Origin of the sequence: Mesorhizobium sp. M1078 (assembly GCF_040318615.1) — a bacterium.
Lineage (GTDB): Bacteria > Pseudomonadota > Alphaproteobacteria > Rhizobiales > Rhizobiaceae > Mesorhizobium.
Genome location: NZ_JAMYMP010000001.1, coordinates 237,451 through 252,108, shown reverse-complemented (window position 1 = coordinate 252,108; position 14,658 = coordinate 237,451). Strand labels below are relative to the sequence as shown.

At 59.8% G+C, this 14,658-nt stretch carries 20 protein-coding genes, 1 tRNA gene and 1 pseudogene; 15 read left to right on the top strand and 7 right to left on the bottom strand.

The window, feature by feature from the left end:
- Window positions 1-46: 46 nt before the first annotated feature.
- The 7 genes and pseudogenes from NKH38_RS01335 to NKH38_RS01305 form a co-directional block, all read left to right on the top strand.
- On the top strand, window positions 47-703 hold the full coding sequence (locus NKH38_RS01335; protein WP_352758546.1) for a hypothetical protein: 657 nt from the start codon (window positions 47-49) through the stop codon (window positions 701-703).
- Window positions 704-766: 63 nt separating this feature from the next.
- On the top strand, window positions 767-1,126 hold the full coding sequence (locus tag NKH38_RS01330) for a hypothetical protein (RefSeq protein WP_352758544.1): 360 nt from the start codon (window positions 767-769) through the stop codon (window positions 1,124-1,126).
- Window positions 1,127-1,263: 137 nt separating this feature from the next.
- Window positions 1,264-1,566 carry a DUF4258 domain-containing protein gene (locus NKH38_RS01325; protein WP_352758542.1) on the top strand — a complete coding sequence of 101 codons (303 nt, stop codon included), beginning with the start codon at window positions 1,264-1,266 and terminating at the stop codon, window positions 1,564-1,566.
- A gap of 13 nt (window positions 1,567-1,579) precedes the next feature.
- A complete protein-coding gene (locus NKH38_RS01320; RefSeq protein WP_352758540.1) occupies window positions 1,580-2,035 on the top strand; it encodes a helix-turn-helix domain-containing protein in 456 nt (151 codons plus the stop codon).
- 331 nt (window positions 2,036-2,366) lie between these two features.
- A complete protein-coding gene (locus NKH38_RS01315) occupies window positions 2,367-3,857 on the top strand; it encodes a TadE/TadG family type IV pilus assembly protein (RefSeq protein ID WP_352758539.1) in 1,491 nt (496 codons plus the stop codon).
- Window positions 3,854-4,156 (top strand): hypothetical protein, encoded by a 303-nt coding sequence (locus NKH38_RS01310; protein WP_352758538.1) that lies wholly within the window; start codon window positions 3,854-3,856, stop codon window positions 4,154-4,156. The genes NKH38_RS01315 and NKH38_RS01310 overlap by 4 nt, the downstream gene beginning before the upstream one ends.
- Before the next feature lie 74 nt (window positions 4,157-4,230).
- Window positions 4,231-4,338 (top strand): annotated as a pseudogene (locus tag NKH38_RS01305) (ATP-dependent DNA ligase); the annotation flags it as partial.
- Here NKH38_RS01305 and NKH38_RS01300 read toward each other — a convergent pair.
- Window positions 4,335-4,583, bottom strand: coding sequence for a hypothetical protein (locus NKH38_RS01300; protein WP_352758536.1), 249 nt, complete (start codon window positions 4,581-4,583; stop codon window positions 4,335-4,337). The pseudogene NKH38_RS01305 and the gene NKH38_RS01300 overlap by 4 nt on opposite strands.
- Window positions 4,584-4,735: 152 nt before the next feature.
- Here NKH38_RS01300 and NKH38_RS01295 point away from each other — a divergent pair, with 152 nt between their 5' ends.
- On the top strand, window positions 4,736-5,584 hold the full coding sequence (locus tag NKH38_RS01295; RefSeq protein WP_352758535.1) for a hypothetical protein: 849 nt from the start codon (window positions 4,736-4,738) through the stop codon (window positions 5,582-5,584).
- 1 nt (window position 5,585) lies between these two features.
- A complete protein-coding gene (locus NKH38_RS01290; protein ID WP_352759271.1) occupies window positions 5,586-6,098 on the top strand; it encodes a type II toxin-antitoxin system VapC family toxin in 513 nt (170 codons plus the stop codon).
- Window positions 6,099-6,168: 70 nt separating this feature from the next.
- Here the strand turns inward: NKH38_RS01290 and NKH38_RS01285 are convergent, their stop codons facing one another.
- Together NKH38_RS01285 and NKH38_RS01280 are read right to left on the bottom strand one after the other, a co-directional pair.
- On the bottom strand, window positions 6,169-6,951 hold the full coding sequence (locus NKH38_RS01285) for an AbiU2 domain-containing protein (RefSeq protein ID WP_352758533.1): 783 nt from the start codon (window positions 6,949-6,951) through the stop codon (window positions 6,169-6,171).
- On the bottom strand, window positions 6,948-7,187 hold the full coding sequence (locus tag NKH38_RS01280) for a helix-turn-helix transcriptional regulator (RefSeq protein WP_352758531.1): 240 nt from the start codon (window positions 7,185-7,187) through the stop codon (window positions 6,948-6,950). Before NKH38_RS01280 ends, NKH38_RS01285 begins: the two co-directional genes overlap by 4 nt.
- A gap of 92 nt (window positions 7,188-7,279) precedes the next feature.
- On the opposite strand from NKH38_RS01280, the gene NKH38_RS01275 reads away from it, so the two are divergent.
- Window positions 7,280-7,771, top strand: coding sequence for a hypothetical protein (locus tag NKH38_RS01275; protein ID WP_352758529.1), 492 nt, complete (start codon window positions 7,280-7,282; stop codon window positions 7,769-7,771).
- Window positions 7,768-7,989, top strand: coding sequence for a hypothetical protein (locus NKH38_RS01270; RefSeq protein WP_352758527.1), 222 nt, complete (start codon window positions 7,768-7,770; stop codon window positions 7,987-7,989). The genes NKH38_RS01275 and NKH38_RS01270 overlap by 4 nt, the downstream gene beginning before the upstream one ends.
- Window positions 7,990-8,424: 435 nt before the next feature.
- On the opposite strand, the gene NKH38_RS01265 is transcribed toward NKH38_RS01270, so the two are convergent.
- A tRNA-Met gene (locus NKH38_RS01265) sits at window positions 8,425-8,501 on the bottom strand.
- 236 nt (window positions 8,502-8,737) lie between these two features.
- Between NKH38_RS01265 and NKH38_RS01260 the strand changes: the two genes are divergently transcribed.
- Window positions 8,738-9,697, top strand: coding sequence for a Gfo/Idh/MocA family protein (locus tag NKH38_RS01260; RefSeq protein WP_352759268.1), 960 nt, complete (start codon window positions 8,738-8,740; stop codon window positions 9,695-9,697).
- Between the two features lie 64 nt (window positions 9,698-9,761).
- Here the strand turns inward: NKH38_RS01260 and mnmA are convergent, their stop codons facing one another.
- The gene (mnmA, locus tag NKH38_RS01255) at window positions 9,762-10,952 is read right to left on the bottom strand and encodes a tRNA 2-thiouridine(34) synthase MnmA (protein ID WP_027049863.1); all 1,191 of its coding nucleotides are present in this window, start codon (window positions 10,950-10,952) and stop codon (window positions 9,762-9,764) included.
- A gap of 257 nt (window positions 10,953-11,209) precedes the next feature.
- Here mnmA and sciP point away from each other — a divergent pair, with 257 nt between their 5' ends.
- Window positions 11,210-11,485, top strand: a complete 276-nt coding sequence (sciP, locus tag NKH38_RS01250) for a CtrA inhibitor SciP (protein WP_013529904.1) — start codon at window positions 11,210-11,212, stop codon at window positions 11,483-11,485.
- A gap of 66 nt (window positions 11,486-11,551) precedes the next feature.
- Here sciP and NKH38_RS01245 read toward each other — a convergent pair whose 3' ends face one another.
- A complete protein-coding gene (locus tag NKH38_RS01245; RefSeq protein ID WP_352758524.1) occupies window positions 11,552-12,481 on the bottom strand; it encodes an NADP-dependent oxidoreductase in 930 nt (309 codons plus the stop codon).
- Window positions 12,482-12,572: 91 nt separating this feature from the next.
- On the opposite strand from NKH38_RS01245, the gene NKH38_RS01240 reads away from it, so the two are divergent.
- Entirely contained in the window at window positions 12,573-12,974 is a 402-nt protein-coding gene (locus NKH38_RS01240) for a winged helix-turn-helix transcriptional regulator (RefSeq protein WP_023728297.1), read from the top strand.
- A gap of 109 nt (window positions 12,975-13,083) precedes the next feature.
- On the opposite strand, the gene NKH38_RS01235 is transcribed toward NKH38_RS01240, so the two are convergent.
- Entirely contained in the window at window positions 13,084-13,461 is a 378-nt protein-coding gene (locus NKH38_RS01235; RefSeq protein WP_023669945.1) for a flagellar export protein FliJ, read from the bottom strand.
- 449 nt (window positions 13,462-13,910) lie between these two features.
- On the opposite strand from NKH38_RS01235, the gene ctrA reads away from it, so the two are divergent.
- Window positions 13,911-14,606 carry a response regulator transcription factor CtrA gene (gene ctrA / locus NKH38_RS01230; protein WP_006203583.1) on the top strand — a complete coding sequence of 232 codons (696 nt, stop codon included), beginning with the start codon at window positions 13,911-13,913 and terminating at the stop codon, window positions 14,604-14,606.
- Window positions 14,607-14,658 lie beyond the last annotated feature (52 nt).

Below are 14,658 nucleotides of genomic sequence, written 5' to 3'. Positions count from 1 at the left end.
TCGCCCTGGCGCGCTGGCCTGGCCGGTCTTTAAAAGGGGAGACACTATGCTTGCATCCTACCTACTCGGTGATCGCGGCCCCGGCGCTGCCGGTTTCCCAGTGGTCGCCGCGACGGCAGTCAGTGTCTACACCGGTGGGACGACGACAAAAACGGTTGATCTCCCGGCCGGCATTCAATCCGGAGATTTGCTGCTCGTTTGCTTCAGATGCCACAATTCGAATAACACGCTAACGACGCCATCCGGTTGGACGTTGCTTGATAGCCGGTCGTCTGCCGGTGCCGGTGCCATCTACTATCGTGTGGCCGATGGGTCCGAAGGATCTACGCTAAGCGTTGTATCGAGCACAGCTGGAGACAGCGCTCATGTCGCGTTTCGTATTACCGGTTACAGGGGCATTCCGGAGGGGCTTTTCGTTGCCGCAAGTTCAAAGGACCCGCCCGCCGTCGCGCCATCGTGGGGGTCGGCACAGACACTTTTCATTGCAGGAATCTCATCATCTGGTCAGAACGCCGACACCCAAGTGATCAGAGCTCCGGCCAACGACGGCGATTTGCAGCAAATCGGCAGCGGCGGTAGCACCAGCAGCGTAAGCATGGCGACGGTGCGCAGAAAACTCGCCGCGGCAAGCAGCGATCCTAAAGCGTTCATCTGCAAAGCTACCAATGGCATGGCTTTCACCATTGCTATCAGGCCCGCGTGAGGGCCGGCCTTGCCGATAAGCCGCGGCTTATGCAATATCGGCGTCCTTACACGAGGTGCACCCTTGCAAGACCACGAACTGACCGAGCGTCCTGGCCGCGGCTGGACGCCATGGAAAGAAGGCCCCGTCGACGTCGAAATCGACAAGGTCTGGTGGGCGGCTCGATCTCTGCACTTCGCAAAGCTCAACGTGTCATGCTGGTTTGACGGCTCCGATCTCGTCGCCATCGAGCATTGGGGATTCCGCCGGCCGAAGTGGACGATGAAGACCAAGCCCAAGGACTGGCAGCCTTTGCCCGAGGTGTATCGCATAGCCCGTCAGGAGGAGCAGGAGGCCGCGCTGGAGCGCTTCCGTGCCAAGCAGGCTGTGAACAGGGCAAGGGTGCTGAAGCTCTTGGAGCGGCGCCCTATGCCAGCCGAATAAGCGCAAATTTGCGCTTGGTCAGGCCGCAAGTGAAATTGATTTCACAAGCCCAACCGCAAGTGGCCGGCATGTGTTACGGAACTTTAACCAATCAGGCGCATTGACTGTTGATACCGACCTATCATATTGATAGGCACATGGCCGAGATACTTCCGCTGGAGCTCACCGCGCCGCTTGCTTTGAAAATGATAAAGCACTTGGCCGAGGACACGAACAAGATCGTCATAGTAGCACACGCTCGCAAGCGCGGGCGGCAGCGGCGTATTTCTCGGAGGCAGGTTGAACTGTGCGTGCAGCGGGGGTCGATCCTAGAAGGTCCGATCATGAACGCGAAAGGGCACTGGCAGGTCAGTATGTACCGGCACGCGGCCGGAGAAGAGATGGAATGCGTCGTGGCAATTGATTGGGGAAAATCCCTGATCGTGATCACGGTGTTTTAAGGGGTGAAGAGAGATGGCTTACCACTATATCGAAAGCGGTCTCGACAACGTGTGGCTCGAGAACGGATACACAAAGCACGAGACGGCCTATGGGGAGGGCGTGTCGATCCAAGATACCGAAGGTCTACACAAGGCCATCGGTCAATGGCTCATATCGCTGCCTAAGCCCCTAAACGGCGCCGAACTCCGGTTCCTGCGCCTGGAAATGGATACTACGCAGAAAAACCTCGCCGGGATCCTGGGAGCCGACGAGCAGGCGGTACGTCGATGGGAGAAGGCGCGGACGAAGCCGATGAACGGTTCCGCCGACCTGCTCCTGCGCGCGCTCTATTCCGAGTATATCAACAAGGGCAGTCGGATTCGCCGGATGATCGATCGCCTTGCAGAACTCGATCTGATTGAGGCGCCCACTGGCCGCTTCTGTGAGACGGACCACGGGTGGCAACCACAAGGTTGCGCTGCTGCCTAAGACCTGACCCCGGCCTCGCGCCGGGGTTACCTTTTGAGGTAACGGATCGATAGCGGCGGCCCGGCTACCAAAGGGAGAAAAGCAGCCGGGCCAAGCTGGGAAGAGTTCCGCTCCCGCCCAACAGCCCAGCATGATCCTCATTGCACCCGTCCGCAAGCGGCCACCGATGCCCCTATTTCCTCAGCCTATCTGTCTCGGCAAAGTCGCGGTCACTAGGCCTTTTTGGGAACGTTTAATGAATTGCTAATGCACCCCTTGCTGCTTTTGGCGGCCGCGCCTATGCTTTGGGCACGGGGAATATGTCTGCGGCATTGGGTAAGGGGTTGCTGCGATGCTTCGTGTTTTGCGCGAATTCTGGAATGATCAGCGCGGTGTCGCGATGATCCTTGTCGCAATCATGCTGCCTGTGCTGGTTGGCTTCGCATTGTTGGCCATCGATATGAGCCGGGCCAACGGACTGCACAATGATCTCCAAAAGGGTGTCGACGCTCTTGCGTTAGCTACCGCTGCGGAACTGGATGGCAGACCGGATGCGATAATCCGAGCCAACCGGGCGGCGTCCACCCTTCTGACCGAGCAAAAGACCAAGTTTTCGACCGCAGGCGATCACACGTTCGCCCGGTCTGATGTAACGGTAACCTACTTGACCGGCATTCCTGCCAGCGACGACACCAGGTTAGACGCTGCCGGCGTTGACGCGAACGGCGTTAACTGGGCGAGCACCGACCCCGCCGCGGTGTCATTCGCGGAAGTAACCGTGAACGCCTCCGGCCTGGCGGACGGCGCGGGTGCCTTTGAAACGATCTTTCCCGCGAGCTTTATCGGCAGCAACGACACTATGGACATCCGGCCACAGGCCGTGGCCGGGTTTCTGACAGGGGTATGTGACTTCACACCTGTTTTTATCTGCAACCCGTACGAAGGGGATCCAAATCACACGCTTCAAGATGCTGCCGCCGACCCCAACCTTCGCCGCCGTCTCATTGAAGTGCGCAAGGTTGGCAACGGTGCCGCTGCTGGCCCTGGCAATTTCGGGTTCCTCCAACCTCCCGCCGGTGTAGGCAACGGTGCGAAGGCTCTTGCCGAGACCATCGCAACTTCAAAGCCCAAGGGCTGTTATGGCCAGAAGGGGGTCGACACCAAAACCGGCCAGAATGCCGGGCCTGTCCAAGACGCGTTCAACGTTCGGTTTGGGATCAAGCCTACCGGCGGCGGCTTCAATACCGCCGAATTTGGCCCGGCTGCCAATGTGAGAAAGGGGGCCAAGAAGACTTCCGGTGGTGCTGGCCAATGCCCAGCTATGAACCAATTGACGTTCGGTCTCGCCGGCAACATGGGATTGCCTAGGGACCAGTCGACCCCGTACATGGGCGGCCGCATGGGAGACGGAAATTGGCCGTTAGACACTTATTGGTCGACGAATTTCGGAATGACTACCAAGCCGGGTAGTTGGACGGCAACAAAGCCGACGCGATACGAAGTCTACAAGTATGAACAGTTCGCCGGGCTGGTCGACCGGCCATCGACCGGCGGTGAGACCGGTGCGCCAGCGAACTCATGCCCGGCCGTGGTCACCTCGATAGATCGGCGACTTCTTTACGGCGCCATTCTCAATTGCAACGCGCTGGAAGCTGCGGGCAACGACCTGTCCGGCCACAGCGTTGGTGTTCCTGTTGAGGCGTTTGGCAGTTTCTTTCTTACAGAGCCCGTTCAGTCGGCATCAGAAGATGCCTCTCTTATGATGGAACTTGTCGATATTTCTACGGGGGGCCAAGGCACCCTAGATAAGTTCGTCCGCAACGAGTCCCAGCTTTACCGATGAAGATCCTTCTGACAGTTCTCCTGATGGTCGCAACGCCGGCGCCGGCTGAAACGCTTTCACGGGATGCCTGCGCCGTGCTTGCCAACTCGGCCGAGGATGCCGCCGTGTCAGCCACCCTCATGGCGGATAAGTCCGAGGGTCGTAAGATGGCAGAGTTGGCACGAACACTTGGATCAGATGCGAAAGCAGCCGCCGAGGCCGTCGACCGCACCAGCCAGGCGATGGTCGCTCCGATGCGCGATTACGCAAAGGCCTTGACCGATTTCGCCAAGCTCATGCGCGCGTGTGTCACCAACTAGAACGACTGGCAGGGAGCGCCTTGGTGCCATCAGCGTGATGTAGCACTGGTCGAGCTTGTCGCCGCCGAATAACGCCCTGGACGCAATGGGTCGAGCCGGGCCTGATCGGCCGTGTGAAGCACCTGCGCGGCGAGGAGGACCTCCGCCACGCCTCACTGCAGGACTTCCGCGAGGAGAACTAGCCCGGAGGCTTCTCCCGCGGCTGTGCTGGCCCTGTCATGTTCGGCTGGATGAATGGCGCCCTCTTGCCGGTAATGGTCTCAATCGACTTCAACAGCGGTCGATGGACCTCACGTAGAGCTTGGTAGTGCTCGCTGTGATACGCCAGGAGCGGCCCGACGATGCTCTTGTGCAGCGCTTCGGCTGCCGCCAGGAAGCGGTCGATTTCAGCCCGGGAAAGCTGTTCGGAAGGTTTGGTTCTGGCCATTGGCGATCTCCGGTTTGATGGGGTCGCCGCAACGAGGACAATAATCCTACATGCCGGGCCGGCTGGCAAGGTGAAACGGTCGCTTTACCTGCTTGGGCGCATTCTGATAGCGTCAACCTTACACGGCTAAGGCTAGGGAGCCGTTTAAAACCATGACCAAGGTCAAGATTACAGTTCAACCATCTGCCGAGCATCCGACCGTCCTCGATGTGAAGGACGCGATGCAGCAAGTACTCGACTTCTTCGAAGCCCTTGTCGACGACAAAGACGAAGGCGTGGTCGTCTGGAACCTCACTTTTGCGGGGACCAACAGCCCGTTCACGGCTGAGGCCGAAGCGGTTTCCATTGATCCTTCTGTGAACATTGAGCCGATAGCGCGGGCTCGAGTCGCCGAGGCCGCAAGATTTTTGGACGATGTGAGCAACGGACGCCGGCCGGCGGGCGATTTAAGCAAGCGTCGCCGCGAATCCATGCGGCGTGTCCTTCGTCGCAATACTCACGGAATCGGAACCACCGTCGCCAAGTTCGGCGTCCAGCCGAAGCCGATCACCCTTACTCCGAAGATCGCTTCGATTGCGTTGGATGCCATGGCCGACGATGACAGGGATGTCTTCGATCTTTTCCCCCGTAAAAGAAAGCGCGTCGAAGTCGGGTCGATCGAAGGATCGTTGATTGACGTTTGCACCGATCGGAATCGACCGGCAGTTCGAATCAGAGAGCGCAAAACTGATCGCGAGATTGTTTGCCGGGTCGACCAGAGCACTCAGAACGAGATAGCGAGATCTGCGAACTTCCTCGACGTTTGGGAACATCGACGGATTGTCGTGCGAGGCCGGTTGCATTTCGATGACGATGGGAAGCTGACGCGCGTTGATGCGACCAGCATCCGTCGTGTCATTCCACGCCAGATGACCACCAGGGACATCGAGGACCAGGATTTCACTGGAGACACGTCCACGGCCGAGTTCATCGACAAGCTCCGCGAGGGTGACTTTGGCTGAAGTGCCTAATTACTATTGGGACGCCTGTATGTGGATCGCGTTGATTCAGCGAGAGCCTGGGCGATTTGAAGCTTGCCAGCACATTATCGAGCGAGCCCAGCGTGGCGAAGTGAAGATCTGGACATCGGCCTTTACACTGGCTGAGGTCTACAAGCCGAACAAAGAATCGGACCTCCTGTCCGAACCAGATGACAAGGCGTTCGAGGACTACATTGAGCAGGATTTCGTGACCTTGGTGCAAGTCGACATGGACATCGGCGTGGCGGCGCGGCGTCTCCTTCGAAAGCATGCGTCAATTCGAAAGCCGCAGGACGCCATCCATATCGCAACGGCGCTGCTGAACAACGTGGACGAACTGCACACGTTTGATAGAAATGACATGCTGGCGCTCGATGGCAGGTTGAACCGCGCCGACGGGACGAAACTCAGGATCGTGACACCTCAGCCACCACCCCATCCCGATGAAGGGACCCTCCTAGAGGTTCTGATAGCTCGCAATGGGACTGATCGCTGATAATAAGGGCCGCAACGTCCAAGCTTATTGTCACGCTTCAATGCAAAGCCGGCTCCCCAGAGGAGGCAGCTTAGTCATCAGCATCGCTTCTTCCCGCGTCACGCGCTGCGATTAGAGCGGGGTTCCAAAAAGCTTTGGAGATTCGCGAACGCTCTGCTTCCCAATCTCGGAGGTCGAGATTGTTGCCCTTTATTGCAAGCTTCGCATGCCCAACGATGTCGCGTGCGGCATCAACCAGCAGAAACAGGTGATCATATTTTGGGATGTTCTTCTCCGATTGCGTCAAGAGCAGGTGGGCCAGCCATTCGTTTCTAAAGGCTGACAATTTTGCAAGCGCGCGGTCACCCTCGCGTGACCGCCGAAGCCCTCGATATCGTAGAATCGCCGCGTCAGCGCTCTGTTTCGCTACCCTTGCGTTTGATTGATCGACACTGCTGCGGAATGGCATCCACAACCCGGCCGCGGACACCAGCCGCTTGACGCATCGTTTCTGGCCGAGCAGCCGCAGCATCAAAGGAATAGACGCAACATCGCTCCGGTTGGCCTTCTTCGCAATCGATTCTCCCGGTCGAGGACGAGGATCTTCGAACATTTTCGCAAGCACGATCGCCAAATAGAGCTGCGTCGCGAGCTTGATCGTGTCGTAACACTCGGCCCCATAAAATGCGTGCCCGTGTAGCTCCGCCTTGACGATTTCATTGGCGGTTTCAAGCGACGTTTCCAGTTGAATTGCGGTCCGAAGCTCACGCTCAACCATATCCACCATAATGCCCAGGCGCTTGATTGCGGTTTCGGTTGGGAGCGGGGTTGCTCGCTTCTTATTCCTCTTCTTCGACGCGCCAGTCTTGCTCATGGATTTCGCTTGGCCAACCTGACGCCGGCGCCGCCGCCATTCTCGGGGATGAACTCGACGCCGGCCGTAATCAGGGTCTCTCGCAGCCGCGCGAGTGTCGTCGCATAGGGTGTTCGTTTTCCGGCTTCGAAGTCGGCGATCGTCGCGCGACCAACCTCTGCTTTTTCAGCAAGGTCCTGTTGTGACCAGCCTATCAGGCCTCGTGCCGCTCTTAATTGCCCCACCGTTATCGTCATCTGCCCTCAACTTCATTCAAATTGTATTGACTTGCTGCCAAAGTCATTTAATTTGCATGACGTTACATCAACGTCGCTCAAGGAGCAACACCATGCCGAACACCCCTGTTCCGGCGGCCGGCGAAGCTATGCCAGCTGCCTTCCTGGGAAGATTTTCCCGCCGCGCCGCGCTTGGCGCAATCGCCTCTCTCCCGGCCGTAGGTAGCGCTGCAGCGGCAACCGCCGCGTTGGCCAACCAAACACCCGTCGACCGCTTCCTGGCTGCTGTGGCCGAACTGAAGGCCGCGGCCGAAGCGCTCGATCCGAACATCTACAACTGGACTGTCAGCACCAACGGCGACAAGTATTGCGGCATTATGATCGCAGCGTTCCGCACGACGACGAAGTACGAGGGCGATGGCTGGTATCAATCGCCCTACGAATGGGGCGAGGTAAAGCAGATCTTCGTCCGGCGCGCGCCAGAGCATGACCGTAAAGGCGAGCGCTGGTTTCGCATCGGCCCGTCTGCCACCAGCAAACACAAGAGCGTCCTCATGACCGAGGAGCGTTTCCGGGTCAACTACGGCCCAAAGGTGCAGGCATGAGCGGCCCGAGCGACAATCTCAATGACCTCGAAGGAGACATCACGAATCTGTCGACGCTCATCAGCACGATCGTCACAGTCTCCGACGCGGGTTCGGACGACAAGACCATGCAGCAGGTCCAGCACCTGCTTTGGATAGCCCGAGACTTGACCGAGCGATTGAGCGAAACCGCCGCGGCTTGCCACCAGAAGGTGATGGACGAGCGCAAGGCCGCCTGAAATTACCCACGGTGGGGAATTTGGCCCGCTGCCTCACGGTGGCGGGCTTCTATTTTGCCATCGGCTCAGTGAGCGGAAGCCATGTGATCCCACCAGTGCCGTCACGTACAAGGAACCACGTCTGTGCGGTCTGTCGGTCGAGCAAGACGGTTGTCGGCTGCGACTGGCCTGGGTTCATATAGGCCGCGATCGAACCCTGTGAAACCTCATATCGGGGCTCGCTGTTCGAACACCCTGTCAAGCCAGCCACAACGATGCCGAAAACTGCGCGGCGCATAGTCCCTCCCATGTCGCGTCCATGTCGCATGGACCAGCCGATAGTCGCAGGAAACCCTTGGAAATCAACGGTAGCGGTTTGCAACATGACGCGACATGGCATCAGCCGCCGAGGTGCTAGTGATAGCACCTAAGTTGCTGATTTGTTTAAGAGAACTTTGGTAGCGGGAGAGGGACTTGAACCCCCGACCCCAGGATTATGATTCCCGTGCTCTAACCAACTGAGCTACCCCGCCAGGGCGGCGAAAGGCCCGAAATCCGCCTTAAATCGAAAGGCATTTCGAGGCGTTCGCCTAGGTCGCGCGGATATAAGGTTGGGAGGGCGAGCCTGTCAAGCATCGATGCGCGAGGGGCGCCGGCATATTGTCGCCGGTAAAAGCTTTGCCGGGCTGGCATCTCCGGCAAGCCACCGGGGTTGAGTTCGACGGGGCACGCCGCTATGTCTCGGCCAAGAAATTAGAGTTTGAAGCTGATGAAGCCGCGCATTGCAGTCCTCGGTTGCGGATACTGGGGCAGCAACCACATCCGCACCCTCAAGGCGCTCGGCGCGCTGCATGCGGTTTCCGATGCCAATCGGGCGCGGGCCGAAGGCTTTGCCAGCGAGCAGGACTGCCTGGCGATCGAGCCCGACCAGCTGTTCGTGCGTGACGATATCGACGCCATCGTCATGGCGCTGCCGCCGCAATTCCATGCCGATCTTGCCGTGCGCGCCGCTGAGGCCGGCAAGGACGTGCTGGTGGAAAAGCCGATTGCGTTGACCGTGCCCGACGCCGAGCGCGCCGTGCAGGGGGCCAAGGACAATGGCCGCGTGTTCATGGTCGGCCATGTCTTGCGCTTCCATCCCGCCTTCGAGACGCTGAAGGCGCTGATCGACAATGGCGAGCTCGGCGAGGTCCGCTACATCCACTCGCACCGGCTCGGCCTCGGCAAATTCCACACCGAGAACGACGCACTGTGGGATCTGGCGCCGCACGATTTGTCGATGATCCTGGCCATCACCGGCACCGAGCCGATCGAGGTCAGGGGCGAGGGGGCGGCACTCCTCGACAATCTCAGCGATTTCGCGCATCTGCACATGCGTTTTCCCAACGGGCTGCGCAGCCATCTCTTCACCTCGCGGCTCAATCCCTATCGCGAGCGGCGGCTGACCGTGGTCGGCACCAAGGCAATGGCGGTGTTCGACGATGTCGAGCCCTGGGAGCGCAAGCTGGCCGTCTACCGCCACGCGGTGTGGCAGGACAGCGGCCAGTGGGCCTTCACCACCAACGAGCCGTCCTATGTCGCGGTCGGCCAGGGGATGCCGCTGACGCGCGAGCTCGAGCACTTCATCCAGTGTATCGAGACGCGGGCCGAGCCGCGCACCAGCGGCGAGGAAGCCATCAGGGTGCTGCGCATCCTGACGGCGGGTACAGTCACGCACACAAAGTCCTGAGACCGTTTCGAAACCCTGCTCTGAAGGCAGACCGAAACTAAAACTGTCTTCGAGAGGGTAGTGTTTACTCTGCGGGAATCTGCGCCGGCCTGGCTGCGAGCCGGCTGAGCATGGCTTCGGCCTCGGCGCCGCGCTCGGAGCGCTCAATGAAGCCGCCGCCGAAAACGCGGGCTTCGTTGCCGTCGTCGGAATAGAGCACGCAGGCCTGTCCCGGCGCGATGCCGGACTCGCCGTCGACCAGTTCGACAAAGGTGCTGCCGGCGCGGTGATGCAGCACGGCCGGGCGCGGCGGCCGCGTCGAGCGCACCTTGGCGAACAGCTCCATGCCGGCGGCCGGAATGTCGGACAGCGCGCGATCGCCCAGCCAGTTCATGTTGCGCAGATAGATCTTGTGGGTCTCCAGCGCCTCGCGCGGGCCGACGATGACACGGGCCCGGTCGGCGTCGAGATGGACGACGTAAAGCGGCTCGCCCGAGGCGATGCCGATGCCGCGGCGCTGGCCGATCGTATAGCGCAGGATGCCGTCATGGCGACCGAGCACGCGGCCGTCGATATGGACGATGTCGCCTGGGTTGGCGGCAGCTGGCTTCAGCTTGGCGATGATGTCGGAATATTTGCCCTGCGGCACGAAGCAGATGTCCTGACTGTCCTGCTTGGCGGCAACGGTCAGCCCCATTTCTTCGGCGATGGCCCGCACCGCAGGCTTGGACAGCCCACCCAGCGGAAAGCGCAGATAGTCGATCTGCGCCTGCGTGGTGGCAAACAGGAAATAGCTCTGGTCGCGGTCGGCATCGACGGGCCGGAATAGCGCGCGGTGGGCGCCATTGGCCCCGGAGCGGATATAATGGCCGGTGGCGAGCGCATCGGCGCCAAGGTCCTTGGCGGTGGCCAAAAGGTCGGCGAACTTCACCGTCTGATTGCAAGAGACGCACGGAATGGGCGTTTCGCCGGCAACGTAGCTCTCGGCAAACGGGTCGATGACCGCCTTGCGGAAGCGCTCCTCATAGTCGAGCACGTAATGCGGAATGCCCAATGTCTCGGAAACGCGGCGGGCATCGTCAATGTCCTGGCCGGCGCAGCACGACCCGGCCCGGTGCGTTGCGGCGCCATGATCGTAGAGCTGCAGCGTGACGCCGACGACATCATAGCCTTCGCGCTTCAGCAGACCGGCGACGACGGACGAGTCGACACCGCCCGACATGGCGACGACGACGCGGGTGTTTTGCGGGCTGGCGGGAAGGTCGAGGCTGTTCATGGTTCTTTCGTTCTGCGCGGCGCTTCAATGGCAGTGGCGCGAATATAGGTCAACCACACCAGCGGCGCCAGCTTTGCGGCGGTGCCGATTTTGCGGGAAAATTGCGCGCCTGCCCGCCGTTGCCTCAAATGCCGACGAAAAGACTAACGCGGCGTTCATGATCCTTACCTACTCATTAGGGTTCGCTTAGGCAATTTTTAAAGCTGTGGCGGTAATGTGGTGGGGATTGGGTCTTTGAGTTTTTAGTAGAGAGTACGATGACCGATCTTGTTAGACCGCGAGTCAAATATGTTATTGGGCCTGACGGCAGCCCTCTTACGATTGCCGATCTTCCGCCGACGAATACACGTCGCTGGGTTATCCGGCGCAAGGCGGAAGTGGTTGCTGCGGTCCGCGGCGGGCTTTTGAGCCTCGACGAGGCATGCCAGCGCTACAAGCTGACCACCGAGGAATTCCTGTCCTGGCAAGCGTCGATCGACGAATACGGCCTTGCCGGGCTGCGCACGACGCGCATCCAGCAATACCGGCACTAGAGCCAGGACCACAATAGAAAAGGGCGCGGTAACCGCGCCCTTTTGCCTGTCGGTAATGCCTGCTGCTCAGACCGTCAGCACCACCTTGCCGATCGGCCTGGTGGCGAGAAAAGCGTGCGCGGCGCCCGCCTGTTCGAGCGGAAAGCTCTTTGCCACATGGACCGCAAGCTTTCCCGCATCGACCAGTTTGCCAAGTTCGACGAGGCCTTCACGGTCGGGCACGACGGACATGCGCTCGACGCGGATCCCACGCGCAGCAGCCTTGGCTCGGGTGGTGTCGTGGACATTGAGCAGCGACACCAGGACCCCACCGTCCTTCAGGACTGTCAGCGATTGGTCGGCATGGTCGCCGCCCATCGGCTCCAGCACCAGGTCGACGTCGCTGACCTCGGCGGCGAAATCTCCCTTGGTGTAGTCGACCACTTCATCGGCGCCGAGCGAGCGGACGAAATCGAGTTTCTTCGGGCTGGCGGTGGCGATGACATAAGCGCCGTGCGCCTTGGCGATCTGCACCGCCAGATGCCCGACGCCGCCGGCGGCGGCATGGATCAGCACGCGCTGGCCGCGCTTCAGGCCGCCATGGTGGACAAGGCCTTGCCAGGCAGTCAGGCCGGCCAGCGGCAGCGCGCCTGCATGAAAGTGATTGATGCCTTGCGGCTTCGGTGCGATTTCATCGGCCGGGGCGACAGCGAGTTCCGCATAGGCTGCCGCCTGCTTGGGAAAATGCGGCATGCCGAACACGGCGTCACCGACCTTGAGGCCGCCATCGACGCCTGGGCCCACCGCCTCGACCGTGCCTGAAATATCCCAGCCCAAAGTGAAGGGCGGTTCGCCCAGCAAAGGATAGTAACCGGCGCGCACCGAGCCATCGACCGGATTGATGCCGGCGGCATGCACGCGCACGAGCACTTCGCCTGACTTGGGCGAGGGCGCGGGGCGATCGGCGATGACGAGGACGTCGGGTCCGCCGACTGAATTCTGGACAACGGCACGCATGGGAGGCTCCTGCTGGGGTTTCTGTGCCACTATCATTTGGATAGTAATATTCCCTTGTCCAGTATGTACCTTTTCCATATATAGGCACCTCATGGATAGTGATAATGATTGCGGCTCCGGCTATGACGCCTTCCAGCGGACGTGTCCTTCGCACGCCGTGCTCGAGATGCTGGCCAGCAAATGGGTCTATCTGACGGTTTGTGCGCTGCGCCGTGGCCGGATGCGCAACGGCGAACTGGCGCGTAAGCTCGAAGGCATCACGCCTAAAATGCTGACGCAGACGCTGCGCGTCCTCGAGCGCGACGGGCTTGTGCGGCGCGAAATCTTTCCGGTGATCCCGCCGCGGGTCGAATATGAATTGACCGAACTTGGCCAGAACCTGGCGGGGCTGCTCACCCAGATACGCTCCTGGTCGGAAGAGCATGTGCCTGACATCAAGCAAGCGCGGGCGAGGGCGGCTGCGAACCTGGACAGGGATTTCGCACGGGCCTGAAGCTGCGGCCGCCTTACGGGCCGGATCAGCAGCGCCGGGGCTTTTTGGCGCGCTACACGCAAAGCAAAGCGCGGCGTCAGGCGGCGCCGGTCGGGTTAAAACTCTGCCGTCAGCCGATCATGGCGCTGCGACCGCCGAGTTCCGCGTCGCGGATCTTGGTGTCGCGCGATTCCAGCATCTCGGCCTTGGAAAGCTCCGCTTCAGCTTCGCCGAGTAATGATTCGGCAGCGCTTCGCTGCTGGGCGAGGTCGCTTTGAGAGTTTCTGAGGTTATCACGGCGCAGACGCGCCGCCTTGGCGAAGGTCGGATAGGCAAAATGATTGATGTCGGTGATGCCGGCCTTCTTCTCCTCGGCGGTGATCTGAAGCTCCAGTTCAACGGCCATGCGCTCGAACTCGGCGATCATCATGTCGAGCTGCAGCAGCTGCCGCCGCTTCTCATTCACCTGAAATTGCTTCAGCCGAACGAGGTTTTCACGTGACTTCATGATTCGGTACTCCCGGAAACGCACACCTGCACATATCGTCCAATCCGCCCGCCAGGGCCTGGCGCCGCCCGTATCCACCGGCATTCCCCGAACTATGGGAAACAAATCCCTAAAGTTTTTTGCCGGCGGTAACCATTCGTTTACGCGCATTGTTAATCATAAGGGCGAGGACTTAAGGCCGGGTAAAAATTCCGGCTCCCGATACGGAAGCCGGCCAGCGAGTCCCTTGAGTCACTTAGTCCGACTTATTAATGTGTTGCATTAGCGATTTGGTTCTGTGATTCATCATTAGATTCAAGAGGGTGTAGAAAGGGGTTAAAAAATCTGGTACCGTCCTTGGTGCGGAATTAGGTTTTGTTAACCATTCGATGGCAGCCTCTGTTCAGGCAATCACTGCTCCGGTCCCGGATGGGTCGTGACATGGTCCGGCGGCAGAAAAGGGGAATGAAATGCGCGTTCTGCTGATAGAAGACGACAGTGCAACCGCTCAGAGCATCGAGCTGATGCTCAAATCTGAAAGTTTTAATGTTTACACGACCGACCTCGGCGAAGAAGGTGTCGATCTCGGTAAACTTTATGATTACGATATCATTCTTCTCGACCTCAACCTTCCCGATATGTCCGGCTACGAAGTCTTGCGGACACTTCGCCTGTCCAAGGTGAAGACGCCGATCCTGATCCTGTCCGGCATGGCCGGTATAGAGGACAAGGTGCGCGGCCTGGGCTTCGGCGCCGACGACTATATGACCAAGCCGTTCCACAAGGACGAGCTGGTCGCCCGCATTCATGCCATCGTGCGCCGTTCCAAGGGCCATGCCCAGTCGGTCATCACCACCGGCGACCTGGTGGTCAATCTCGACGCCAAGACCGTCGAAGTCGGCGGCCAGCGCGTGCATCTGACCGGCAAGGAATACCAGATGCTGGAGTTGCTCTCGCTGCGCAAGGGCACCACGCTGACCAAGGAAATGTTCCTCAACCACCTTTATGGCGGCATGGACGAACCGGAACTGAAGATCATCGACGTTTTCATTTGCAAGCTGCGCAAGAAGCTCGACGCAGCATCCGGTGGCCAGAACTACATCGAGACGGTCTGGGGTCGCGGCTATGTGCTGCGCGAGCCGGAAGACATCCGCGTCAGCGCCTGAGCGAACATCATCCAATTGAATTTAATGAGAAAACCCGGCTCAGGCCGGGTTT